Origin of the sequence: Streptomyces sp. NPDC087901, from assembly GCF_044742205.1 — a bacterium.
Taxonomy (GTDB): Bacteria; Actinomycetota; Actinomycetes; order Streptomycetales; family Streptomycetaceae; genus Streptomyces.
Genome location: NZ_JBIUUC010000010.1, coordinates 135,363 through 158,206 on the forward strand (window position 1 = coordinate 135,363; position 22,844 = coordinate 158,206).

Genomic DNA, 22,844 nt, shown 5'->3' on the forward strand with positions numbered 1-22,844 from the left:
GACCCTAACCGGGGGCGCAGCCGGGCATGGTGTGGCAATGCACACACCCTCTGCGGGCTCTGTTGTCCGGTTCCTCCTTGGCTCGGGGCGGTGCTGTGCGTCAGGATCATCGGCATGGACCTCCTGAACACGCTGGTGGACAAGGGGCTGCGGCGCGAGCTGCCGACCCGTGAAGAAGCGCTCGCCGTACTGGCGACACCGGACGATGAACTGCTCGACGTGGTGGCCGCGGCCGGAAAGGTGCGCCGTCAGTGGTTCGGGCGGCGGGTGAAGCTGAACTACCTGGTCAATCTCAAGTCCGGGCTCTGCCCCGAGGACTGCTCGTACTGCTCCCAGCGGCTGGGATCCAAGGCCGAGATCCTGAAGTACACCTGGCTGAAGCCCGACGAGGCTTCGAAGGCGGCGGCGGCGGGGGTGGCCGGTGGCGCCAAGCGCGTATGTCTGGTCGCGAGCGGCCGGGGCCCGACCGACCGGGACGTCGACCGGGTGTCGCAGACCATCGAAGCGATCAAGGAACAGAACGAGGGCGTCGAGGTGTGCGCCTGCCTCGGCCTGCTCTCCGACGGCCAGGCCGACCGGCTGCGGTCGGCGGGCGCCGACGCCTACAACCACAACCTCAACACGTCCGAGGGGACGTACGGGGACATCACCACCACCCACACCTATGCCGACCGCGTGGAGACGGTGCACCAGGCGCAGGCCGCAGGGCTCTCCGCCTGTTCCGGGCTGATCGCCGGTATGGGCGAGAGCGATTCCGACCTGGTCGACGTGGTCTTCGCCCTGCGTGACCTCGACCCGGACTCGGTGCCCGTCAACTTCCTGATCCCGTTCGAGGGGACGCCGCTCGCCAAGGAGTGGAACCTGACGCCGCAGCGCTGTCTGCGCATTCTGGCGATGGTGCGGTTCGTCTGCCCGGACGTGGAGGTCCGGCTGGCGGGCGGCCGCGAGGTGCACCTGCGTTCGATGCAGCCGCTGGCCCTGCATCTCGTCAATTCGATCTTCCTGGGCGACTATCTGACCAGTGAGGGCCAGGCGGGGCAGGTCGACCTCGACATGATCGCGGACGCCGGCTTCGAGGTGGAGGGCGCCGGTACGACGACGCTGCCCGGGCATCGTACGGACGCGGGTGGCGGCTGTGGTTCGCACGCCGGCGGGTGCGCGCCGTGCGGCGACGGCCCGGAGGCGCAGACCGCTCCCGCGGAAGCCGCCGAATCCCAGGCGGCTCGCACGGACCTGGTGGCGGTCCGCCGCCGCGGCGCGGGTACGGATCTCGCACCCAATGCCTGAGCCGCTCTCCCCCGCCGGGCTGCGGGCCCTGGACCGGGCCCATGTCTGGCATCCGTACGGTCCCATGCCTGGCCGGCAGGAGCCGCTGGTCGTGGAGTCCGCGTCCGGCGTGCGGCTCAGACTCGCCGAACCCGCCGAGGGCCGGCATGAGCTGGTCGACGGCATGTCGTCGTGGTGGTCCGCCGTGCACGGTTACAACCACCCGGTTCTGAACGAGGCGGCACGCAGCCAGCTGGACCGGATGAGCCATGTGATGTTCGGCGGGCTCACGCACGAGCCCGCCGTGCGGCTGGCCACCAAGCTGGTCGAGATCACCCCGGCACCGTTGCAGCACGTCTTCCTCGCCGACTCGGGGTCGGTGTCGGTCGAGGTCGCCGTGAAGATGTGCCTCCAGTACTGGCGTTCCGCCGGACGGCCGGCCAAACAGCGCCTGCTGACCTGGCGCGGCGGGTACCACGGGGACACCTGGCAGCCGATGTCGGTGTGCGACCCCGAGGGCGGCATGCACGAGCTGTGGTCGGGGGCGCTGCCCCGGCAGGTCTTCGCCGACGAGCCGCCGTCGGGCTTCGACGCGGAGCCGGACAGCGCGTACGCGACGCATCTGCGCGAGCTGATCGCGCACCACGCGGACGAGCTGGCCGCGGTCATCGTGGAACCCGTGGTGCAGGGAGCGGGCGGCATGCGCTTCCACTCGCCCGCGTACCTGCGTGTCCTGCGCGAGGCCTGCGACGCGAACGACGTACTGCTGGTGTTCGACGAGATCGCGACGGGCTTCGGACGTACGGGCAAGCTGTTCGCGGCCGAGCACGCCGGGGTCTCACCCGATGTGATGTGTGTGGGCAAGGCCCTGACCGGCGGCTATCTGACGATGGCTGCGACGCTGTGCACGACCGCGGTGGCCGAGGGCATCTCGCGCGGCGAGGTTCCGGTACTCGCCCACGGGCCGACGTTCATGGGCAATCCCCTGGCCTCCGCGGTGGCCTGCGCCTCGATCGATCTGCTGCTCGGCCAGGACTGGGAGCAGGAGGTCAAACGGATCGGAGCCGGTCTGCGCGACGGGCTGGCGGCGGCGGAGGAGCTGCCCGGGGTCCGCGACGTGCGGGTTCTGGGTGCGATCGGCGTCGTCCAGCTCGATCACGAGGTGGACATGGAGTCCGCGACGCGGGCGGCGGTACGTGAGGGCGTGTGGCTGCGGCCGTTCCGCGATCTCGTATACACCATGCCGCCGTACGTCACCGGGGACGACGATGTGGCGCGGATCTGCCGCGCCGTATGCGCTGCGGCTCGGGAGGGCTGAGATGAACATTCTGGTGGTGACGGGGACGGGCACCGAGATCGGCAAGACGATCGTGACCGCGGCCGTCGCGGCGGCGGCTGCGGGCCGTCGGGTGGCGGTGCTCAAGCCGGCCCAGACGGGCCTGGTGCCGGGTGAGCCCGGTGACGCCGCCGAGGTGGCGCGGCTGGCGGGCCGTCATGTGACGGCGGTCGAACTGGCCCGTTTCCCGGAGCCCTTGGCGCCTGCGACCGCCGCGCGGCGGGCCGGGATGGCGCCCGTCCGACCGTACGAGGTCGCCGAGGCCGCCGAGAAACTGGCGACCGAACACGATCTGGTACTGATCGAGGGTGCGGGCGGACTGCTCGTACGGTTCGACGACGACGGCGCGACCCTGGCGGACGCCGCTCGGCTGCTGGCGGCACCGGTCCTGGTGGTGGCGCCTGCCGGGCTCGGCACGCTCAACTCGACGGCGCTGACCTCGGAGGCGCTCCGTGCCCGCGGGCTCGACTGCCTCGGGGTGGTGGTCGGCAGCATGCCCGCCGAGCCGGACCTGGCGGAGCGCTGCAATCTGTCGGACCTTCCGGTGGCGGCGGGCGCTCCGCTGCTGGGTGTTGTCCCGGCGGGCGCGGGAGCTCTCGCTCCTTCGGACTTCCGTGCCCGAGCCGGGAGTTGGCTGGCCGAGCGGCTGGGCGGGAGCCGACCGCCGGACTGAACGGGGTACGGCACAGGACGGGGTGCGCCGAAGGAGGCAGAATCGAGGTAGCCGAACCTTTCCGGCCGAGCGGGGCGGCGGGGCGTACGCTCGCACCCGGCCCGCGCGGACCGGCCCGTCGAGGAGGTCCGTCATGCGGTTGCGGAGCACGAAGATCCAGAAGGACGCGGTGCACCACCCGGTCTTCGCCCGTTGCTACGCCCGGCTCAGCGTGGCCGCCGAGTCCGCCGCGGGCCTGGCCGCGGTGCGGGCCGAGCTGCTGTCGGGACTGTCGGGGCGGGTCATCGACATCGGGGCAGGGAACGGCCTGAACTTCGCCCATTACCCGCCGGCCGTTTCCGAGGTGGTGGCGATCGAACCCGAGCGCACACTGCGGCAGTTGGCGGTGCGATCCGCGCTGCGCGCCGGAATCCCGGTCGATGTGGTGCCTGGTACGGCGGAGGCCCTGCCGGTGAAGAGCGAGGCGTTCGACGGAGCCGTCGTCTCGCTCGTGCTGTGCACCGTACGCGATGTGCAGCAGTCGCTCGCGGAGATCCGGCGGGTCCTGCGGCCGGGTGGTGAGCTGCGCTTCTTCGAGCATGTGCGGGCCGACGGCCGTGCCATGGCCGCCACCCAACGCGCACTGGACCGGACTGTCTGGCCCCTGCTGGCCGGCGGATGTCACACCTCGCGCGACGCTCTCGCCGCGATCGAAGCGGCAGGCTTCGAGGTGGAGACGTACCGGAGGGTAAACATGCCGGAGGGCGGCATCAAGCTGCCCACGTCCTCGTGTGTGCTGGGCGTGGCGCGACGGTCGGCAGTGGTGGACCGGGGGCGGGAGGGCCTCCGCTGACGACCGCGGAGGCATGCGGCGGGTCCTGCCCGCCGACCACACGACAGTGCTACGGCACATCGCTCGTTGTCGGACCGGCGTGGTCACCGTCCTGGTCACAGGCTCCCGTGGTCACCGTGCCGGTCACAGGCTCCACTGACGTAGCTCGTCGGCGATGGCCCGGACGTCCGCCTTGCCCTCCTTGACCAGCAGCGCCAGATCGCGCACTTGTTCCGGCGAGGTGATGACCTTGAGCCCCGACGCGACGAGATAGCCGTAGGCGACGGCTGAGGCGAACATCGCGTTGGAGCGCTCCAGCGCGGGCACGTGCAACAGCAATTGCAGCAGCGCTGCCGCCCGGGAATGCGGGTCGCTGTAGACCGGGCTGCCGAAGATCTCCGCCTCGTGCCGCGCGACCGCGGCGACCAGTGCGCCCCAGTCGGTGACCTGGGGGTCACCGGGTGTCTTGTGCTCGGCGACCATGAGCAGCCAGGAAAGGTGGATCCGGAGATTCAACGGGTGCCTTTGCGCTCCGGGCCGAACTCCTCGGCGAACACCGATTCGTACTGCTTCATGAAGTCGGCGGCGGCCTCGACGAAGGTATGGCCGACCTCGCCCGCATCCTGTTTGACCAGTTCCTCTATGTAGCGGTTCACGCTCATCCCCCTCTGGAGCGCGCGCTGCCGCGCGGCCTCGGCGGTGGCCTCGTCCACTCGAACGTTCAGCTGCGTCTTGGGCACCCCCTCACGCTAGCGCGGGATTGCTAGCACCGGCAAGGGGAACGGGGCCTCGGCAAGGCTGCCGGCAGCCTTCCGGTACCGGCACCCGGGCCGTCCGCAGCCCCGGCACACCCCCGTCACCTGGCATATCACCGCAGTCGGCCGCCCCGGGCGTACGGGCTCCGGGACCCGTACCGTCGAAGGATGAGCGACGGATATCGCACCCGGCCGCCCCCTCTTCCGAACAAGTGGTCATAATTCCTGGTCAGGCAGCCGAAGTCAGCGCAGTCGGCCACGTCCTGGCGGCGAATGCCTGCCAACCGACCAGATCTCGCGACGACTCATGGAGTGCACATTGAGTACGACGTTCCGTTCCCGTATCACCGCCCGGCTCGGGCGCACCTACCTGGCCAGGATTCAACGGCACGGAATCGGCTCCTCCACGATCAAGCTGCTGCCGGAGGAACTGCTCATGCTCCTGCGCCGCGACGGCCTCGATCCTGTACGCCGGGTGGCCACGACCCGGGCGAGCGCCCCTGTGTCCAGGGTTTCGCTGCCGTTCGGCATGGACGCTTGGGTGGTCACCGGCTACGAGGAGTCGAAGGCCGTACTCGGATCCGCCGAGGGGTTCAGCACGGACTTCGCCCACCTCGCGGGCAACGCCGGGATCGCCCCCGAGCAGAGCCCGGGCGGGCTCGGCTTCAGCGATCCGCCGGTACACACGCGCCTGCGCCGCATCCTGACCCCGGAGTTCACCATGCGCCGCCTGCGGCGCCTGGCACCCCGGATCGAAGCGATCGTCGAGGAACGCCTTGACGCGATGGAGACCGCCCGCGGCCCCGTCGACCTGGTGCACGAGTTCGCACTGCCCGTCCCCTCCCTCACCATCTGCGAACTCCTGGGCGTGCCGTACGAGGACCGGCAGGACTTCCAACAGCTCGCGATGGACCGCTTCGACCTCTTCGGGGGGACGACCGCACCCTTCGGTGCCATGTCCGCGTCGCTGGACTACTTCAGGGAGGTCGTCAGGGCGCAGCGCCGGAAGCCCGGGGACGGGCTGCTCGGCATGATCGTGAGGGAGCACGGAGACAGTGTCGACGACGAGGAGCTCGCGGGTCTCGCCGACGGAGTGCTCACCGGCGGCTTCGAAACGACGGCCAGCACGATCGCGCTCGGCTCGCTGGTCCTGCTGCAGAACGAGGACGTCCTCGACCGGCTGCGCACGGACGACACGATGACCGCGCCGTTCGTCGAGGAGGTGCTGCGGTATCTCTCCGCGGTCCAGATGGCGTTCCCCAGGTTCGCCCGTGAGGACATCGAGATAGCCGGCGTGGTCATTCCGCGCGGCGACATGGTCCTCTGCTCCCTGAGCGGCGCCAACCGCGACCCGTCGTACGTCACGGACGACGGGGGCTTCGACCTGCACCGCACCACGCCGGCCGGCCACCTGGCCTTCGGCCACGGCATCCACCGCTGCATCGGCGCCGAGCTTGCGCGCATGGAACTGCGCGTGGCGTACCCCGCACTGGCCAGGCGGTTCCCCGGCATGCGGCTCGCCGTCCCGCCGCAGGATCTCGGCTTCCGGAAGCTGTCGATCGTGTACGGCATCGAGTCGCTCCCGGTGCATCTGCGCTGAGACACGGAGCCCACCCCCGTACGAGCTGAGACACGGAGCCCACCACGCACGAGCAGCCCCGGAATTCGCTCGCCCATGGGGATGACGCTCTGCTTGGCTCATCCCATGAGTGATCTCCACATCCGCTGCGCCGCCCTCGCCGACGTCGACGACGTCTTGACGTTCTGGCGCGAGGCGGCAGAAGGAACGAGCATCAGTGACGACCGTAATGGGGTGTCCCGGCTGATCGACCGGGACCCGGAGGCCCTGCTCCTCGCGGAGCGGGACGGCCTGCTCGTGGGCACCGTCATAGCCGGCTTCGACGGCTGGCGCTGCCATGTCTACCGGCTGGCCGTACATCCCGGATTCCGCAGGCGGGGCATCGCCACGGCGCTGCTGGAAACGACGGACGCCCGTTTCGCCGCGCTCGGCGGCCGCCGGGCCGACGCCATGGTCCTGGAAGCCAACGAGCGCGCCCAGCACGCATGGGCCGCGGTCGGCTACCACCGCGAGGACCACTGGCGGCGCTGGGTGAAGCCGCTCTGACAGTGAGCCGGGCCCGCTCGCCCGCTGCCAGAGCGGGCGGGCCGGGCCCGCCGCTTCCGGGGCAGCCGTCCGAGGGCCCGGACGGCTGCCCTACCTCGCCACTTTGCTGATCCTTTACTATGAGTGCTCCCCCGTCGATCCATATGAAAGGTGTGAGCGTCCGTCCCATGGGCGAACCTCCCAGTAGCCGATATCGCCGACACCGCGCGATCCTCGTATCCCTGCCCGATCATGGGACGGAGGTGAACCGATGACCGAAGTGTTTCTGCTGCTCGTGGCGGTGCTGCTCTCCCTCGCATGCGGCGCCTTCGTCGCGGCGGAGTTCTCCCTGACCACGGTCGACCGTGGCCAGCTCGAACGGGCTGTGGAGCGGGAGGAACGCGGTGCCGCGAGCGCACTGAAGGCGGTACGCAGCCTCACCTTCCAGCTGTCCGGCGCCCAGCTGGGCATCACCGTCACCAACCTGGTCGTCGGCATGCTCTCCGAGGCGTCCATCGCGAAACTGATCCGCGGCCCGGTCGAGGCCGTCGGGCTCTCGCCCGGCGTGTCGTCGTCCGTGGCCCTGGTCATCGGCACCGCCCTGTCCACCGTGTTCCTCATGGTGGTCGGCGAGCTCGTCCCGAAGAACTGGGCCATCTCCTCGCCGCTCGGCGTGGCCAAGAGGGTGGCCACCCCGCAACGTGCCTTCACCGCTCTCTTCCGGCCCTTCATCAGCCACCTCAACAACACCGCCAACCACATCGTGCGCCGCTTCGGCCTCGAACCGGCCGAGGAACTGGCAACCGCACGCAGTCCGCAGGAGCTGGTGGCACTGGCCCGGCACTCCGCCAAGGCGGGTGCCCTCGAGGCGGACACCGCGGAGCTCTTCGTGCGCACCCTCAATCTGGCGGAGCTGACCGCGGAGAACGTGATGACTCCCCGGGTGCAGGTCACGGCACTGGACGTGCAGGCGACAGCGGAGGACGTCGCCAACGCCACACGCGCCACCGGACTGTCCCGGTTCCCTGTGTACCGGGGCAGCCTCGACACCGTCGTCGGCGTCGCCCACATCAAGGACGTACTGGCCATCCCCGCCGAGCAGCGCCCGCGCAAACGGGTCTCGGACATGCTGCGCGAGCCCCTGCTGGTGCCGGAGACCCTGACCGTGGACCGGCTACTGGACCGCCTCTCCGGCAAACTCGCGATGGCGGTCGTCATCGACGAGTACGGCGGCACGGCGGGCGTCGTGACGCTGGAGGACATCGTCGAGGAGGTCGTCGGCGAGGTACGGGACGAGCACGACCCGCACGAGACACCCGATCTCGCACCCGCCGGCGAGGATGCCGACGGACGCACACTGTGGTCGGCCGACGGCGCGGCCCGCACCGACCAGCTGGAGACGATCGGACTGAGAGTGCCGGACGGACCGTACGAGACCCTTGCCGGACTGATCGCCACCGAGGTGGGCCGCATCCCTGCCGTGGGTGACTCGATCGAGCTGGCCGGCTGGCGCCTCGATGTCGTGGACGCCTCCGGGCGGCGCGCCGCCCGGGCGCTGCTGCACGCACCGCTGCCCGGTTCCGACGATGCGCCGGAGGACGAGCGATGACCGCCGTACAGCTCTTCATCGGTCTGCTGACCCTGGTCGTGAACGCCTTCTTCGTCGGTGCCGAGTTCGCCCTCATCTCCGTGCGGCGCAGCCAGATCGAGCCGCAGGCCGAGGACGGGAACCGGCGGGCGCGCAGCGTCATCTGGGGCCTCGAACACGTCTCGGCGCTGCTCGCCGCGGCACAGCTGGGCATCACGCTGTGCACCCTGGTCCTCGGCATCGTCGCCGAACCCGCCATCGCGCATCTGCTGGAGCCCATCTTCGACGCAGTGGGGGTGCCGCACGGGCTGGTCCATCCGATCTCGTTCGTGATCGCACTGTCGGTGGCGACCTACCTCCACATGCTGCTCGGCGAGATGGTGCCGAAGAACATCGCGCTGGCCGCGCCCGTGAAGACCGCGCTGCTGCTCGGGCCGCCGCTGGTGGCGCTGGCCCGGGCGCTGCGTCCGGTGATCTTCGCGATCAACGCCTTCGCCAACGCACTGCTGAAGTTGTTGCGGGTGGAGACGAAGGACGAGGTGTCGGCCACGTTCTCGGACGACGAGCTGGCCCGGCTCGTCAAGGACGCGGGCGACGCCGGACTGGTCGACGACCGCGCCGCCGAGCGACTGCACCATGCACTGGAACTGGGGCGCAGGCCGGTGCAAGATGTGGTGCTGCCGGTGGACCAGGTGATGTACACGAGGGTCGGGACGACGCCCGAGGAACTGGAGCGGCTCTCGTCCGAGACCGGATTCTCGCGGTTCCCTGTGATGGACAGCGAGCAGCGGATCCTGGGCTATCTCCATGTGAAGGACGCCCTCGATGTCACCCCCCGGGACGTGCCGTTCCCGGTGACCGCTATGCGGCCGATCGCCCGGGTCCGGGCGGCGGCACCGCTCGACGACGTACTGACCGCGCTCCGGCGCAGCCGTACGCATCTGGCGGCCGTCCTCGACGAGGACGACCGGCTGGCCGGCATGGTGACGATGGAGGACGTCCTCCGCGAGCTGGTGGGCCGGCCTCAGCCGCGCTGATCCTGTCTCCTCCCCCGCCGCGCCGATCACGGCCCCGGTCCGGCCCCGCACCCCTCCTGGAGTGTGGGGCCGGACTCCGTCCGGAAGGCGGCGGACCGGGCCACCGTCGCCTTCCGGAGGACGGGCCGCGCCGCGATACGATCGCAGGGCCATGGAAATAAATGCCGAATACACCAGTCTCGTCGCGGTAGGCGATTCGTTCACCGAGGGCATGTCGGACCTGATGCCCGATGGTTCGTACCGGGGCTGGGCCGACGTTCTCGCCACCCGGCTGGCCACCCGCACCCCCGGATTCCGGTACGCCAATCTCGCCGTACGCGGAAAGCTCATCGGCCAGATCGTGGACGAGCAGGTGGACGTGGCGGCGGCCATGCAGGCGGACGTGGTGACCCTGGTGGGCGGTCTCAATGACACCCTGCGGCCCAAGTGCGACATGGGCATGGTCCGCGGTCGCCTGGAAGAGGCCGTGGAACGTCTGGCGCCCTCGTGCAAGAAGCTGGTCCTGATGCGCAGCCCCGGTCGCAACGGACCGGTGATGGAACGGTTCCGACCGCGGATGGAGGAGCTGTTCTCCCTGATCGACGACCTTGCCGCCCGGCACGGCGCGGAGGTCGCCGACCTGTACGGGGCACCGGTACTGGGCGACCCCAGGATGTGGGACGTTGACCGGCTGCACCTGACCGCCGAAGGCCACCGCCGGGTGGCGGAGGCCGTCTGGCAGTCGCTGGGGCTGCCGCCGGAGAACGACTGGCAGACGCTGTTGCCCGTGGCGGCCCCGCCGCACTGGTCCACCCGGCGCGTCGACGACGTCCGCTTTGCCCGTCGGCACCTGTTCCCCTGGATAGGACGGCGTCTGACCGGCCGCTCGTCGGGAGACGGCCGTACGGGAGCCCAGTTCAGCTCCGAGCTGGGACGGGCCTTCTGGGTCACGCCCTTGGACGACAAGGCCCCGGGCCCCGTCGCCACGTGGCGACGGGTGGACGCCGGCGAGTAGCCGGCCCGACGGTATCGGACACGGGCGGGCCGGGCGGGGCCGAGCCACCTACGCCCACGTCCGTGCGCTCCCCCGCACTCACGCGCGCACTCACTCGCCCGCTCGCTCACGCAGTCGTAGCAACGCACAAAGAAGGGGGCGGCGTCGACCTGCACAAACCGCCAGTAGAATCTGGACACGTGACTGCTGTGTCTGCGAAGCCTCGCATCCCCAATGTCCTGGCCGGCCGCTACGCCTCTACGGAGCTGGCTGTCCTCTGGTCCCCCGAGCAGAAGGTGAAGCTGGAACGTCAGCTGTGGCTGGCGGTGCTGCGCGCCCAGAAGGACCTCGGGATCGAGGTACCCGACGCGGCCATCGCCGATTACGAGCGTGTCCTCGACCAGGTCGACCTGGCCTCGATCGCCGAGCGGGAGAAGGTGACCCGGCACGACGTCAAGGCCCGCATCGAGGAGTTCAACGCCCTCGCCGGTCACGAGCAGGTCCACAAGGGAATGACCTCGCGCGACCTGACCGAGAATGTCGAGCAGCTCCAGATCCGGCTGTCGCTGGAACTGATGCGCGACCGCACGGTGGCAGTCCTGGCCCGGCTGGGCAGGCTCGCCGGTGAGTACCGCGAGCTGGTCATCGCCGGCCGGTCCCACAATGTCGCCGCGCAGGCCACGACGCTGGGCAAGCGCTTCGCCACGGCCGCGGACGAGCTGCTGGTCGCCTACGGACGGCTTGAGGACCTGCTGGGCCGCTACCCGCTCCGTGGAATCAAGGGGCCCGTCGGCACGGCCCAGGACATGCTCGACCTGCTGGGCGGGGACGCCGGGAAGCTCGCCGACCTGGAGCAGCGCATCGCCGGACACCTCGGCTTCGCGCAGGCCTTCACCTCGGTCGGCCAGGTCTACCCGCGCTCGCTCGACTACGACGTGGTGACCGCCCTGGTGCAGCTGGCCGCAGCGCCTTCCTCGGTCGCGAAGACCATCCGGCTGATGGCCGGCCACGAACTGGTCACCGAGGGCTTCAAGCCCGGCCAGGTCGGCTCTTCCGCCATGCCTCACAAGATGAACACCCGCTCCTGCGAGCGCGTCAACGGCTTGATGGTCATCCTGCGGGGTCACGCGTCGATGACCGGTGAGCTGGCGGGCGACCAGTGGAACGAGGGCGACGTGTCCTGCTCCGTGGTCCGCCGGGTGGCACTGCCCGACGCGTTCTTCGCGTTCGACGGGCTGGTGGAGACCTTCCTGACGGTGCTCGACGAATTCGGCGCGTTCCCTGCCGTCGTCGCCCGCGAGCTGGACCGCTACCTGCCTTTCCTCGCCACGACCAAGGTATTGATGGGCGCGGTTCGCGCCGGTGTCGGCCGTGAGGTCGCCCACGAGGCCATCAAGGAGAACGCGGTCGCGTCCGCTCTCGCCATGCGCGAGCAGGGCACGGAGCGCAACGAGCTGCTGGACAAGCTGGCGGCGGACGAGCGCATCCCGCTCGACCGCGCGCAGCTGGACGAGCTCATGGCCGACAAGCTCTCCTTCACGGGAGCTGCCGGCGATCAGGTCACCGCGCTCGTCGGCCGGATCGAGGAGATCACCAAGCAGCATCCGGAGGCCGCCTCTTACGCGCCGGGCTCGATCCTCTGATGCACCGGACCGCAGGCCGGTGACACCCGAACAGCTCCTGGCCGCCCGTGACCGCATTGTTCCCGATGTGGTTGCGGGCGGTCTGCGCGTACTGTTCTGCGGAATCAACCCGAGCTTGATGACGGGTGCCACGGGCCATCACTTCGCCTTCCCCGGTAATCGTTTCTGGCCGGTGCTTCATCTGTCGGGGTTCACCCCGCGGCAGCTGAAGCCCTGCGAGCAGTCCGAACTGCTCCGCTACGGTCTGGGCATCACCAACGTGGTCGCCAGAGCCACAGCCCGGGCGGATGAACTCTCTGCTGAGGAATTCCGCGCCGGCGGCCGGCTCCTCACCTCGAAGGTCGAGGAACTGCGGCCCCAATGGCTGGCCGTCGTCGGGATCACGGCCTACCGGACTGCATTCGGCGAGCGACAGGCCCACATCGGGCCACAGGACCGGAGGATCGGCGGGGCCCGCGTATGGGCGCTGCCCAACCCCAGCGGCCTGAACGCCCACTGGACCCTCAGCTCCATGGCCGACGAATACGGACGTCTCCGGTCAGCCGTCGACTCGGAAGCCACGGTCCTCACCACTGAAGCCTGACGGCAGAACGGGTCCCTCGGCTGCGCTGTCGCGCCGGACGACGTCAAGCGCGACAGCGCAGCCGACGCCCGGCCAGCCACCTGGCCGACAAGGCTCGTGACTCGTCCTCGTCCCCGCCCCTCGGACGCAGCCCCCGCCCTGGCCCGATACCGCCCCGACTGCCGGACCCGGGTGATTCAACGGGTCAGACCGCGCCTCACGTTCCGGCTACGTCCCCACCTGCCCGCAACAGCTCGCGCATGTCCCTTCACTGCCGCGCCGCCCCGCGACGGAACTCACGGAGCTCACGGAACTCACGGAACTCACGGAACTCACGGAGGATCGATCGCGGTCACCACCACGCTGAGCTCGCACCCGAGGCCCTCCTCCTGCAGATACAGCGCCAGGGCGATCCACCGAGTCTCGATGCGCCAGAGCCGGAGATACTCGCACCCCGCAACAGTGACGGCCCATGGGTCAGGTATCTCCTCACCTGACATCATTCGCTCCTGGGCACTCCACAGGCTGATCAACTGCGGCTCACCCCAGCGTGCGCCAAGCACGGCGATCAGCGCCTCGTGCTCCGCAAGGCACTGCGCACGGTGCTCCAGCCGCCCCGCCTCGTCGTCGTCCGAGTGACCGTCGTCGGCGTGCAGGGACGCCGTGTGGTAGCCGGGCCCGCTGACTCCCGAGCCCGATCGGATGCGATCCGCGGGAAACTCTCGGGTGCGCATCCCGTCGATGAGGCGGAGGTGATGTGCCGTGGTCATGCCGTTAGTAAACCGTCCGGCACTGACAACGGGAGCCTCGCCCTACGCTTTGAGAGGATTTCAGCCGTCGTTTTGCTATCGCCACCGCCACGTCTACCGGGCTCCGGGCTCCGGGCTCAATCGGGCTTCACCACCCCCGACATGCACGACTGGCCGAGCGCGTGAGGTACTGGACGCGGAAGCTGGACTGACGGGCTGACGGGCTGACGGCGGCCGGGCTCCCCTACCGACGCGTCCGTTCCGAGAGGGAACTCCACCACGCCGCTTGCCCACTCCAGCCGCAATCGTCACCGTCGCAGGGAAAGCGCTAAGCCCAGGCAGGTTGACGGGGTCGTTTACGGCTCGAAGTACTCCGCCATCAGGTTGCTGACCCATTCAGGCTGTTCGACGTTCACCGCGCGGAACTCCGCCATCGTCGGCTTCAGGTCGATGACCGGGGTGCCGGCAACCGCGTCGAGCCCCACCACCGTCAGTTCGCGACCGTGAACGGATTCGATGGCGCAGCACGTGACGCCGATGCGGTTCGGTCTGCGGGGGCCACGGCCGGCGAAGACGCCAACGGGCGGGAGGTCGGAGCGGCCGCGGTAGGAGCGGGGTTCACGGTAGTCGTCGCTTTCCGGGAACTGATCGAAGATGAAGAGGACCTCCACATGGGAGAAGCCTTCCAATCCCTGGAGGCACGCATCACCGAAGCGCTCGTCGACGGTGATGGTACTGCGAACGGCACCCCAGTTGTCCGTGTGCTGGACGTCCGTCCGGTCGTTCCGGACTGTACCTATCGGTGTGACCTCGAAGCTTGGCATGGAAAGGTTCTACCTCCTTACTGGCAAGGTCGGGCGGACGCTTCAACAGCTCGGTCCGACCACACACCACATCGTTGCCCCTTGATCGGATAAACAGGTTCGTTCAACTGTCCTAAGGGCTCGCAGAGAATCAAGGTGTTGCTTCCCGCGGTTCGGCTCGTTGGTGTGGTATGCGCATATCTGACGAGGCACGTGGTCAACTTGCGGTGAAGTTCCAGGTGTTGTTCCCACACCTGGACGAGCGGCAGCGCCGTCTGCTGATGGGGGCTGAGGCCAGGATCCTGGGGCACGGCGGAATCCGGGTGGTCGCTCAGGCGGCCGAGGCCAGCGAGACCACCGTCCGTAAAGGCGTGGACGAGTTGGAGGCGGGGGCGGAACCGCTGGGCCGAGTTCGCCGTCCCGGTGGCGGGCGCAAACGGGCTGACGAGGTAGATCCCGGACTGCGGCCCGCGCTGTTGGCCCTGGTCGAGCCGGATATGCGCGGAGATCCGATGTCACCGCTGCGATGGACGACGAAGTCCACCCGCAGACTCGCCGACGAGCTCACCAGGCAGGGTCACCGTGTCTCGGCGGATACCGTCGCCGACCTGCTGAGGGAGGAGGGGTTCAGCCTCCAGGCCAACGCCAAGACCGTCGAGGGAGCTCAGCATCCCGACCGGGATGCCCAGTTCCGCTACATCAACGACCGGGCCAAGGAGCATATGGGAGCTGGCGACCCGGTGATCAGCGTCGATACCAAGAAGAAGGAGCTGGTCGGCCAGTACAAGAACGGGGGCCTCGAGTGGCGTCCGAAAGGACTGCCGACCCAGGTCAGGACCCATGATTTCCTGGACCGACAGGGACCGGGCAAGGCGATCCCTTACGGGATCTACGACGTCGCCGCGAACACCGGCTGGGTCAGTGTCGGCACCGATCACGACACAGCCGCGTTCGCCGTTGCCTCGATCCGTCGCTGGTGGAAGGCCCGTGGCAGTCACGACTACCCTCAGGCCACCCGGCTGCTGATCACCGCGGACGCGGGCGGCTCCAACGGATACCGCACCCGCGCCTGGAAGACCGAGCTTGCCGCCCTGGCGGCCGAATCCGGCCTGGAGATCACGGTCTGCCACATGCCGCCGGGCACCTCGAAGTGGAACAAGATCGAGCACCGGCTGTTCTCCCACATCTCCATGAACTGGCGAGGCAGACCCCTGACCAGCCACGACATCATCGTGAACAGCATCAAGGCCACCACCACTCACACCGGGCTGAGCGTCCACGCCGAACTCGACCCGGGCACCTACGAGACCGGCATCAAGGTCACCGACAAAGACATCGACGCCCTGCCCATGCACCGGCACCGCTTCCACGGCGACTGGAACTACACCCTCCACCCCCAACACCGCGACACAGTCAGCGCGGCCGAAGAACCGCGGCCAGCCAAGCACCTGTCCGCCCGGTCCCGCGCTGACGATCTACGCAATCCGGAACTGACCGGTATGACCGAGCCGGCGCTCGACGGACTCGTCGAGCAGCTGTCCCAGAGACTCGATGAACTACGTGAACACGGGCGGTCCCAGCAGCGAGGAGGAGACCGCATCCGGGCTCGCGGCGCCGGGGCCAAGGACAGGCTGACCACCGCAGACAGAGTCCTGGCCACCGTGCTCTACCTGCGCAAACTTGGCACCCGCGACCTGATCGGTCAGCTATTTGGACTCAACGGCAGCACCATCACCAGGGCCGTGCACCAAGTCCAGCCCCTCCTCGCCGAGAACGGTCACACCATCCCACCCTCGACAGCCAGGTTCCGCACACCCGCTGACGTCACCGCATTCATCTCCAGCAGCAGACCCACGAAGATCAACTCAGCATGTTGATTCTCTGCGAGCCCTAACGACCTCGTGCACGATAGGAGCCGTCGCTGCATCCGCGCAGGTCAACGGCTCGGGCGCCACGACGAAACAAGCCGCTGACCTGCGGCGATGCCTATCGTGCACGAGGTCGTAAGGGCTGTCCCGTAAAGGTCTCCGAGCGGCCCCGGGCATGGTGGGATGCTGTGCAGCGGGCGGTCTATCCGGCGAGGGCGAGGTTGTGCATCCGTGCGATGCCGAGCGTGGCGTGGTGGACTCCGTCGCCTCTGAGGCGGCAGTCGCGGAGGATTTTTCAGGCCTTCATGCGGGCGAAGACGTGCTCGACGCGGGCTCGGACCTGTTTGTGGGACTTGTTGTGGGCCTGTTTCCAGTGAGGCAGTTCCTCGCCCTTGCGGCGGCGGTGGGGCATCACGAGCCCGGTGCCCGGATAGCCACCATCGGCGATGGTCATCGTTGTGCCGACGGCGGCCTTGGCGCCGGATTCCTCCCACGCCTTGCAGTCGTTGCGGTTTCCAGGCAGGGGCCGGCCGACGACCACGACGAGGCGGGTGTCGGCGTCGATGACGACCTGATGGTTGGTGGAGTACCGATAGTTCTTGGACTGTGCGGCGATGGCGTGGTCGCGGGTGGGCACCAGTGTGCCGTCCACGATGAGCACAGTGTCCTTCGCGAACCGCTTCTGCGGCTGGAGCGCAAGCATCGGCCCGATATGGTCAATGATCCGGTCCGCCGCCGACTTCGATACCCCGAACAACGGGGCGAGCTGGCGCATCGTCAAGTTCGTTCGCCAGTACGCCGCGACCAGCAGGGCCCGGTCCTCCAACGGAAGACTCCACGGCCGGCCCTTGCGAACCGCGTCCGCACCCTCACGACGCAGAACCGCCACCAGCTTCCCAAACAGGCGGGGGCTCAACCCGGTGAACGGGCCTATCCAGGACGGCTCCGACGCCGTAATCACACCAGCCACACGGAGATCATCTCCTGTGGCCCGGGAGCTCCGCGTGATGTCGCGCAGAATCCGGTGGTGCGATACGGATCTGGCGTCAAGAATAGACCGGATGCGTGAAGTAATGCTGTCCGACGGGACCATCACTCTGTCCCCCCTGTGCCTGGACGATGTCGAGGCGCACCTCGCCGGGGAGGACGAGCTACTCGTTCGTTGGCTCAACGGCGGTCCCGGCACGCGGGAGGGCATCGAAGCGTACTTCCGGCACTGCCGGGAGCAGTGGGACAACGTTGGGCCACTCCGCGCGTTCGGCATCCGGACGGGTACCGACGAGGTGCTCGCGGGCACGATCGACTTGCGGTTCGCAGGAGAAGGCCTGGCGCCCGGCCAGGTGAATGTCGCCTACGGCCTCTATCCGTCCTGGCGGGGGCGCGGCCTAGCTACCCGCGCGGTCCTGTTGGCGTCCCAGTACGCGGCGGGTGAGGGCGGGGCAGAGGCGGTAATCCAGGTGGAGCCGCAGAATCCCGCATCTGCCGCAGTCGCGCAGCGGGCAGGGTTCACCCTCGGCAAGCCGAAGCGCAGCAAGGACGGCACACGCTTCGACTGGTACATCCGGAACCTGCACGCCACCGCCCGGTGACAACCAACAGTTACGGGACAGTCCTTACGGCCTCGTGCACGATAGGAGCCGTCGCTACATCCGTGCAGGTCAGCGGCTCGGGCGTCGCGACGGCGCAAACCGCTGACCTGCGGCGATGCCTATCGTGCACGAGGTCGTTAGGCATCCCGGCGTCGCAGTGCCCACCATCCGGCCAGCAGGGCCGCCCCGGCCCACACCCCTGTGACGCCCAGCCCTGTCCAGGGCCCCAGGCTGCTCTCCGAATGCTGGTGCAGCACCAACTGTCCGGCCCGGTCCGGCAGATAGTCGGCCACACCGCCTGCGATGTCGCCGACGACGAACGAAACGATCAGGATGAAGGGGATGAGCAGGCTGAGCACAGCAACCGCACTGCGGAAAAGGACAGTCAGCCCAGCGGCGAACAGAGTCATCAGAGCGAGATATATGCCGCTGCCGAAAGCGGCCCTCAGAGCACCGGGTTCTCCCAGCCCGATGGCGTAATCCCCCATGAACAACTGCCCGACCAGAAACGAACTGAAGCTCGTGACAAGGCCCACGACGAGAGCTGTTCCTCCGATGAGTGACATCTTGGCTGTGTAGAAAAGGGTGCGGCGCGGAACGGCTGCGAGCGACATGCGCAGCGCGCCGTTGACGTACTCGGACGAGATCGCTGTCGCTCCGAAGCTTATGGCCGCGATCTGCCCGAAGTTCAGCGCGTAGAAGGCACCGAACACGAGGTCGGTATCCGCGTTGTCCGCCTCGGCCTGGCCGACGGTGGCGAAGCTGAGCACCGTGACGGCCATGGTGGCGAGGAATACAGCCGTCAGGGATCCGGCGACCGAGCGCACCGATCTGATCTTGATCCACTCGGAGCGCAGAACTGTGATGGTCGACATGGTCAGGCCTCCTGTCGTGTGGTGGGTGTGGAAACGGCGGACTCGAACTCCGCTGCCCCGGCTGTGAGATCCAGGTAGGCCTGTTCCAGCGTGGCCTGCTCGTCCATGAGCTGAAGAACCGGAAGGCCTTCCGTGGCGGCAAGTGCCCCGATCTCGTCCGCTCGCGCCCCTTCGACGGTCCAGTACCCGTCGTCCCCCTGCTCGGCCCGGTACCCCTTGCGTGTCAAGACCTCACCGAGCCTGGGTGATTCATTCGTGGGCACCCGCACTCGTACCCGGGGCCGGCTCCGGGAGTCGAGAAACTCCCGCATCGGAAGGTCGACGAGCAAGCGTCCTTTTCCGAGGACGATCAGATGGTCGGCGCACGACGACGTCTCGTTCATCAAATGGCTGGAGACCCATACCGTGCGGCCCTCCCGTGCCAACCGCTTCATCAACTCCCTTATCCAGATGATGCCTTCCGGATCCAGACCGTTCGACGGCTCGTCGAACATGACCACTTCGGGATCACCGAGCAAGGCCGCCGCTATGCCGAGGCGCTGGCGCATGCCGAGGGAGAACGTCTTGATCCGCCGGTCCCCGACGTGTCCGAGCCCGGCCTCCTCCAGCACTTCCCCGACTCTTGCCCCGCTGAGTCCGTTGCTCGTGGCCAGCGCAAGCAGGTGGTTGCGCGCCGTCCGCGAGCCGTGGGCGGCCTGCGCGTCGAGCAGTACCCCGACATGGCGAAGCGGATCATCCAGAGCCGCGTATGTCTGCCCGCCGATCGTGGCCGTGCCGCCGGTGGGCCGGTCGAGGCCGAGGACCAGTCGCATGGTGGTGGACTTGCCCGCGCCGTTCGGTCCGAGGAATCCGGTTACCCGGCCGGGCCGCACACTGAACGTGAGTCGGTCCACGGCGCGGGTGGCGCCGTAATCCTTGGTGAGCTCGTTGACGTCGATACTGGTCATGTCCTCAGCCTGGCCGCCGCGCCGGGCAGCGGTCCTCCCCCACCGGTGTGGATCATCTCCCTCGCTCGGGGGAGCCGTCAGGTCGAGCGCGCTGGCACGATGACAGCATGTTCAGCTTCCTCCGCCCGTTGACCGCGCCGGTCACCTACACCCGCTGGCTACATCTGCTCCTGCCCGGCGCCGTAGTGAGTGTCTGGCTGTTCATCTCGATGGACACACCCTGGGTGCCAGTCGTCCTCGCGGCCTTGGTGGGGCTGATTCCCGGCATGCGCCTCGCCGAGGGGGTCCAGGCGCAGCTGCTGCTCACGCCCGAGGAGCGGGGCGATCCCAGGGCATCCATCTCAGTGGCTCCCTCCACGTCGTGGTCCGAGCGGTGGCGGACCGCGCTCTGGCTGGAGGTGCGGTTGGTGTGTGCCGGGCTGGCCGGCATGGCGACGGTGTGGCTGTCGGCGACGACAGTTGATCTCGTCCGCTCCGCGGTCGGTTCGGAGCCGAGCCCCGAATGGTTCGCCGCCGGGCTGGGCACGCATTGGTGGGCTGCGCTCCTCGCTCCGGTTCCTCTGGTGATGCTGCTCGCCGTGGTCGTGAGCTGCGGGGAGCTGATCACCATTGCGGCCCGGTGGCTGCTCGGCCCCACTCCTAAACAGCGGATGACCGCGTTGGAGGAGCGTACGGAGCAGCTGCTCGAGCGCAACCGGATCGCGCGCGAGTTGCACGACTCCATCGGGCACGCTCTGACGGTCGCCGTCGTTCAGGCGGGTGCTGCCCGGGCGGCGCGCGACCCAGCGTTCACCGAGCGGGCACTGGCTGCGATCGAGGAGACGGGCCGTGATGCGCTCGACGACCTGGAACGGGTGCTGAGAGTGCTGCGCGAATCGGCCACGCCGCCGGGGCAACGTCGGTCGCTGAGTGAGGCGGATCGTCTGCTGGACTCCGCACGCGGCTCCGGGGCCGAGGTCGATGCGAATGTTTCCGGTCCGTTGGAACAGGTGCCGGCGTCGGTGTCGCGCGAGGGGTACCGCATCCTCCAGGAGGCTCTCACCAACGTCCTGCGTCATTCCGGTTCGGTTGCGGTCCGCGTCCGTATCACCGTCGCCGACGGGCGACTTGAGCTGGAGGTGACAAATCCGCTCACAGGTTCGGCCGCTACCTCTGGGGGCGGAAGCGGGTTGAGGGGCATCAGGGAACGAGCCGCCCTGCTGGGCGGCAGCGCCAAGACGGGACCGTACAAGGGGGAATGGATGGTGCACGCGAGCCTTCCTCTGCACCGCATACGCTGACCAGCGCACCGCATACCCTGAGCGAATGCCGGTTACCGTTCTTCTGGTCGACGACGAACCCCTGGTCCGTGCGGGACTGCGCGCGGTCCTGGAGGCCCAGCCCTACATCGAGGTGGTGGGAGAGGCGGGTGATGGCGCCGCGGTGATCCCGCTGGTGCGCCAGCTGCGTCCTGATGTGGTGGCCATGGACGTCCGAATGCCACTGATGGACGGCATCGAGGCAACTCGGGTGGTGCTGCGCACGGTGCCCGACCCACCGAAGATCCTGGTGGTGACGACGTTCGAGAACGATGAGTACGTCTACGAAGCATTGCGCGCGGGCGCGGACGGCTTTCTCCTCAAGCGGGCCCGGCCGGCCGAGATCGTGCACGCGGTGCGTCTGGTGGCGGAGGGCGAGTCTCTGCTGTTCCCTGCCGCGGTCCGTCAGCTCGCCGCCGAGTACGGAACGAGCGCGGCGAGGGAGGCCATGGAGCGGGCTTCACTCACCGAGCGTGAGGCGGCCGTGCTGCGCCTGATGGCCGGGGGTCTGTCCAATGCCGAGATCGCCGCCCGGCTCGTAGTGGGCATCGAAACGGTGAAGACCCATGTCAGCGCCGTGCTGGCGAAGTTGGGGGCGCGGGACCGCACCCAGGCGGTCATCGCCGCCTACGAGTCCGGATTCGTCGCTCCGAGCTGAAATCGGGTGTTCCCGGGCGGCCTTGCCACCCAAGGTCCGACGACTTGCCGCCCATGCTCGCCCAGGCCCTGAGCAGCGAGTACGATCCGCCTGACATGCGCACGAGCTGGGAGGACACACCGTGGGCCGGCTGACCGGTGGGGACCCGTCGTTGCTGCGTCGGATCAACTCTGCGGTGGTTCTGCATGCCCTCCGGGGCGCAGAATCCCCGACTCTCACGGACCTGACCCGGATCACGGGTCTGTCCCGGCCCACGGTCGAAGGCGTCATGGAGGGACTGTTCGAAGCCGGGCTGGTCGTCGAGTCGGCGCCGGACGGTGCCGAGGCACGACGTCAGGGCCGTCCGGCCCGCCGCTTCCGGTTCCGGGCCGAGGCGGGGCACCTGCTGGGCATCGAGATCGGCCCGCACCGGGTCTCGGCGTTGTTGTCGGGGCTGGACGGCCGGATCATCGGCGCCGGCTTTCGTGAGGTTTCGGAGGCCGCCTGCGCGGACGACCGCCTGGACAAGGTACGGGCTGTGGTCGCCGACGTGCTTCGGCGCACCGGCGTGGCCCGCAGCAGTCTGCGCGCGGTCGGCGTGGGCAGCCCTGGCATCGTGGAGGCCGACGGCACCGTCCGGCTGGGCACCGCTCTTCCGGACTGGACGGGGCTGGCGCTCGGTGAGCGCCTGAGGCGCTCGTTCCGCTGCCCCGTTCTTGTGGAGAACGATGCGAATGCGGCGGCCGTCGCCGAGCACTGGAAGGGCGCGGCCACCGAGTCCGACGACATCGTGTTCGTGCTGGCGGGTCTGAGCCCTGGGGCGGGCTCCCTGATCGGCGGGCGGCTGCACCGCGGTTTCGGCGGGGCGGCCGGCGAGATCGGCGCGCTGCACCTCCTAGGCCGTGACGTCACACCGGAGAGACTGCTGTCGACGACGGACACACCCCTGGACCCGCTGGACGAGCATGCGGTCGCCGCGGTGTTCGCCAAGGCTCGGCACGGCGACGAGCAGGCGCAGGCCGCCGTAGAACGGTTCATTCAGCGTCTGGTCCATGACGTGGCAGCGCTGGTCCTGGCCCTCGATCCGGAGCTGGTGGTCATCGGCGGCTGGGCCGCCGGACTGGACGGGGTGCTGGATCCTCTCCGCAGCGAGCTCGCTCGGTACTGCCTGCGGCCCCCTCGGGTGACGCTTTCGCTGCTCGGCGAGGCCGCCGTGGCCACAGGCGCGCTGCGGCTGGCGCTCGACCATGTCGAGGAGCAGCTCTTCGCCGTGGAGGGAACGGTGACGGCCCGCCGCTGAGTGCGACGGGCCGTACGGTTCACGCCCTGG

Annotated in this window: 22 protein-coding genes and 1 pseudogene; 16 read left to right on the plus strand and 7 right to left on the minus strand. The window is 68.8% G+C overall.

From position 1 onward, the window contains the following. Nucleotides 1-114 precede the first annotated feature (114 nt). The 4 genes from bioB (at nucleotide 115) to ACIOEW_RS27810 (ending at nucleotide 4,107) form a co-directional block, all read left to right on the plus strand. Entirely contained in the window at nucleotides 115-1,287 is a 1,173-nt protein-coding gene (gene bioB / locus ACIOEW_RS27795) for a biotin synthase BioB (protein WP_401966803.1), read from the plus strand. Then, the gene (locus tag ACIOEW_RS27800) at nucleotides 1,280-2,584 is read left to right on the plus strand and encodes an adenosylmethionine--8-amino-7-oxononanoate transaminase (RefSeq protein ID WP_401966805.1); all 1,305 of its coding nucleotides are present in this window, start codon (nucleotides 1,280-1,282) and stop codon (nucleotides 2,582-2,584) included. Before bioB ends, ACIOEW_RS27800 begins: the two co-directional genes overlap by 8 nt. A gap of 1 nt (nucleotide 2,585) precedes the next feature. Beyond that, the gene (gene bioD / locus ACIOEW_RS27805; protein ID WP_401966808.1) at nucleotides 2,586-3,275 is read left to right on the plus strand and encodes a dethiobiotin synthase; all 690 of its coding nucleotides are present in this window, start codon (nucleotides 2,586-2,588) and stop codon (nucleotides 3,273-3,275) included. Between the two features lie 133 nt (nucleotides 3,276-3,408). Then, on the plus strand, nucleotides 3,409-4,107 hold the full coding sequence (locus ACIOEW_RS27810) for a class I SAM-dependent methyltransferase (protein WP_362547935.1): 699 nt from the start codon (nucleotides 3,409-3,411) through the stop codon (nucleotides 4,105-4,107). Nucleotides 4,108-4,230: 123 nt separating this feature from the next. On the opposite strand, the gene ACIOEW_RS27815 is transcribed toward ACIOEW_RS27810, so the two are convergent. After that, entirely contained in the window at nucleotides 4,231-4,602 is a 372-nt protein-coding gene (locus tag ACIOEW_RS27815) for a fic family toxin-antitoxin system, toxin component (protein WP_145767569.1), read from the minus strand. Continuing rightward, entirely contained in the window at nucleotides 4,599-4,826 is a 228-nt protein-coding gene (locus tag ACIOEW_RS27820; RefSeq protein ID WP_030921856.1) for a hypothetical protein, read from the minus strand. Before ACIOEW_RS27820 ends, ACIOEW_RS27815 begins: the two co-directional genes overlap by 4 nt. A 334-nt stretch (nucleotides 4,827-5,160) precedes the next feature. On the opposite strand from ACIOEW_RS27820, the gene ACIOEW_RS27825 reads away from it, so the two are divergent. The 7 genes from ACIOEW_RS27825 (at nucleotide 5,161) to mug (ending at nucleotide 12,769) form a co-directional block, all read left to right on the plus strand. Then, nucleotides 5,161-6,441: a cytochrome P450 gene (locus ACIOEW_RS27825; protein ID WP_401966812.1), complete on the plus strand. Its 1,281-nt coding sequence runs from the start codon at nucleotides 5,161-5,163 to the stop codon at nucleotides 6,439-6,441. Nucleotides 6,442-6,546: 105 nt separating this feature from the next. Beyond that, nucleotides 6,547-6,966 carry a GNAT family N-acetyltransferase gene (locus ACIOEW_RS27830; RefSeq protein WP_401966814.1) on the plus strand — a complete coding sequence of 140 codons (420 nt, stop codon included), beginning with the start codon at nucleotides 6,547-6,549 and terminating at the stop codon, nucleotides 6,964-6,966. 250 nt (nucleotides 6,967-7,216) lie between these two features. Beyond that, nucleotides 7,217-8,554: a hemolysin family protein gene (locus ACIOEW_RS27835; RefSeq protein WP_362547924.1), complete on the plus strand. Its 1,338-nt coding sequence runs from the start codon at nucleotides 7,217-7,219 to the stop codon at nucleotides 8,552-8,554. Further along, nucleotides 8,551-9,570 (plus strand): hemolysin family protein, encoded by a 1,020-nt coding sequence (locus ACIOEW_RS27840; RefSeq protein ID WP_362547921.1) that lies wholly within the window; start codon nucleotides 8,551-8,553, stop codon nucleotides 9,568-9,570. Before ACIOEW_RS27835 ends, ACIOEW_RS27840 begins: the two co-directional genes overlap by 4 nt. 151 nt (nucleotides 9,571-9,721) lie before the next feature. After that, on the plus strand, nucleotides 9,722-10,564 hold the full coding sequence (locus ACIOEW_RS27845; protein WP_362547918.1) for an SGNH/GDSL hydrolase family protein: 843 nt from the start codon (nucleotides 9,722-9,724) through the stop codon (nucleotides 10,562-10,564). Nucleotides 10,565-10,743: 179 nt separating this feature from the next. Further along, nucleotides 10,744-12,186: an adenylosuccinate lyase gene (purB, locus tag ACIOEW_RS27850; RefSeq protein WP_401966816.1), complete on the plus strand. Its 1,443-nt coding sequence runs from the start codon at nucleotides 10,744-10,746 to the stop codon at nucleotides 12,184-12,186. Between the two features lie 19 nt (nucleotides 12,187-12,205). Further along, nucleotides 12,206-12,769, plus strand: coding sequence for a G/U mismatch-specific DNA glycosylase (gene mug / locus ACIOEW_RS27855; RefSeq protein ID WP_401966819.1), 564 nt, complete (start codon nucleotides 12,206-12,208; stop codon nucleotides 12,767-12,769). 311 nt (nucleotides 12,770-13,080) lie between these two features. Here mug and ACIOEW_RS27860 read toward each other — a convergent pair whose 3' ends face one another. Beyond that, nucleotides 13,081-13,518 carry a hypothetical protein gene (locus ACIOEW_RS27860; protein ID WP_401966821.1) on the minus strand — a complete coding sequence of 146 codons (438 nt, stop codon included), beginning with the start codon at nucleotides 13,516-13,518 and terminating at the stop codon, nucleotides 13,081-13,083. Nucleotides 13,519-13,853: 335 nt separating this feature from the next. Then, nucleotides 13,854-14,321: an SAM-dependent methyltransferase gene (locus tag ACIOEW_RS27865; protein WP_401966824.1), complete on the minus strand. Its 468-nt coding sequence runs from the start codon at nucleotides 14,319-14,321 to the stop codon at nucleotides 13,854-13,856. A 260-nt stretch (nucleotides 14,322-14,581) separates the two neighbouring features. On the opposite strand from ACIOEW_RS27865, the gene ACIOEW_RS27870 reads away from it, so the two are divergent. Further along, nucleotides 14,582-16,177, plus strand: coding sequence for an ISAzo13 family transposase (locus tag ACIOEW_RS27870; protein ID WP_401967074.1), 1,596 nt, complete (start codon nucleotides 14,582-14,584; stop codon nucleotides 16,175-16,177). 193 nt (nucleotides 16,178-16,370) lie between these two features. Here ACIOEW_RS27870 and ACIOEW_RS27875 read toward each other — a convergent pair. Then, nucleotides 16,371-17,138: pseudogene (locus ACIOEW_RS27875) on the minus strand (transposase). A 91-nt stretch (nucleotides 17,139-17,229) separates the two neighbouring features. On the opposite strand from ACIOEW_RS27875, the gene ACIOEW_RS27880 reads away from it, so the two are divergent. After that, on the plus strand, nucleotides 17,230-17,757 hold the full coding sequence (locus ACIOEW_RS27880) for a GNAT family N-acetyltransferase (RefSeq protein ID WP_401966827.1): 528 nt from the start codon (nucleotides 17,230-17,232) through the stop codon (nucleotides 17,755-17,757). A gap of 137 nt (nucleotides 17,758-17,894) precedes the next feature. Here ACIOEW_RS27880 and ACIOEW_RS27885 read toward each other — a convergent pair whose 3' ends face one another. Beyond that, nucleotides 17,895-18,638: an ABC transporter permease gene (locus tag ACIOEW_RS27885; RefSeq protein ID WP_362548017.1), complete on the minus strand. Its 744-nt coding sequence runs from the start codon at nucleotides 18,636-18,638 to the stop codon at nucleotides 17,895-17,897. Continuing rightward, nucleotides 18,635-19,579, minus strand: coding sequence for an ATP-binding cassette domain-containing protein (locus ACIOEW_RS27890; RefSeq protein WP_401966829.1), 945 nt, complete (start codon nucleotides 19,577-19,579; stop codon nucleotides 18,635-18,637). The genes ACIOEW_RS27885 and ACIOEW_RS27890 overlap by 4 nt, the downstream gene beginning before the upstream one ends. A 107-nt stretch (nucleotides 19,580-19,686) precedes the next feature. Between ACIOEW_RS27890 and ACIOEW_RS27895 the strand changes: the two genes are divergently transcribed. The 3 genes from ACIOEW_RS27895 to ACIOEW_RS27905 all read left to right on the plus strand — a co-directional run bounded on the left by ACIOEW_RS27895 (nucleotide 19,687) and on the right by ACIOEW_RS27905 (nucleotide 22,814). Beyond that, nucleotides 19,687-20,859, plus strand: a complete 1,173-nt coding sequence (locus ACIOEW_RS27895) for a sensor histidine kinase (RefSeq protein ID WP_401966831.1) — start codon at nucleotides 19,687-19,689, stop codon at nucleotides 20,857-20,859. Between the two features lie 25 nt (nucleotides 20,860-20,884). After that, complete coding sequence (locus ACIOEW_RS27900; RefSeq protein ID WP_401966834.1) at nucleotides 20,885-21,535, plus strand: response regulator; 651 nt, start codon at nucleotides 20,885-20,887, stop codon at nucleotides 21,533-21,535. 121 nt (nucleotides 21,536-21,656) lie between these two features. After that, nucleotides 21,657-22,814, plus strand: coding sequence for an ROK family protein (locus ACIOEW_RS27905; protein ID WP_362547895.1), 1,158 nt, complete (start codon nucleotides 21,657-21,659; stop codon nucleotides 22,812-22,814). Nucleotides 22,815-22,844 lie beyond the last annotated feature (30 nt).

Bases quoted from the DNA above. Each gene is read 5' to 3' on its own strand.
- bioB (WP_401966803.1), top strand. From the start codon at position 115: ATGGACCTCCTGAACACGCTGGTGGACAAGGGGCTGCGGCGCGAGCTG.
- ACIOEW_RS27800 (WP_401966805.1), top strand. From the start codon at position 1,280: ATGCCTGAGCCGCTCTCCCCCGCCGGGCTGCGGGCCCTGGACCGGGCC.
- bioD (WP_401966808.1), top strand. From the start codon at position 2,586: ATGAACATTCTGGTGGTGACGGGGACGGGCACCGAGATCGGCAAGACG.
- ACIOEW_RS27810 (WP_362547935.1), top strand. From the start codon at position 3,409: ATGCGGTTGCGGAGCACGAAGATCCAGAAGGACGCGGTGCACCACCCG.
- ACIOEW_RS27830 (WP_401966814.1), top strand. From the start codon at position 6,547: ATGAGTGATCTCCACATCCGCTGCGCCGCCCTCGCCGACGTCGACGAC.
- ACIOEW_RS27835 (WP_362547924.1), top strand. From the start codon at position 7,217: ATGACCGAAGTGTTTCTGCTGCTCGTGGCGGTGCTGCTCTCCCTCGCA.
- ACIOEW_RS27840 (WP_362547921.1), top strand. From the start codon at position 8,551: ATGACCGCCGTACAGCTCTTCATCGGTCTGCTGACCCTGGTCGTGAAC.
- ACIOEW_RS27845 (WP_362547918.1), top strand. From the start codon at position 9,722: ATGGAAATAAATGCCGAATACACCAGTCTCGTCGCGGTAGGCGATTCG.
- ACIOEW_RS27860 (WP_401966821.1), bottom strand. From the start codon at position 13,518: ATGACCACGGCACATCACCTCCGCCTCATCGACGGGATGCGCACCCGA.
- ACIOEW_RS27865 (WP_401966824.1), bottom strand. From the start codon at position 14,321: ATGCCAAGCTTCGAGGTCACACCGATAGGTACAGTCCGGAACGACCGG.
- ACIOEW_RS27870 (WP_401967074.1), top strand. From the start codon at position 14,582: ATGGGGGCTGAGGCCAGGATCCTGGGGCACGGCGGAATCCGGGTGGTC.
- ACIOEW_RS27880 (WP_401966827.1), top strand. From the start codon at position 17,230: ATGCGTGAAGTAATGCTGTCCGACGGGACCATCACTCTGTCCCCCCTG.
- ACIOEW_RS27890 (WP_401966829.1), bottom strand. From the start codon at position 19,579: ATGACCAGTATCGACGTCAACGAGCTCACCAAGGATTACGGCGCCACC.
- ACIOEW_RS27895 (WP_401966831.1), top strand. From the start codon at position 19,687: ATGTTCAGCTTCCTCCGCCCGTTGACCGCGCCGGTCACCTACACCCGC.
- ACIOEW_RS27900 (WP_401966834.1), top strand. From the start codon at position 20,885: ATGCCGGTTACCGTTCTTCTGGTCGACGACGAACCCCTGGTCCGTGCG.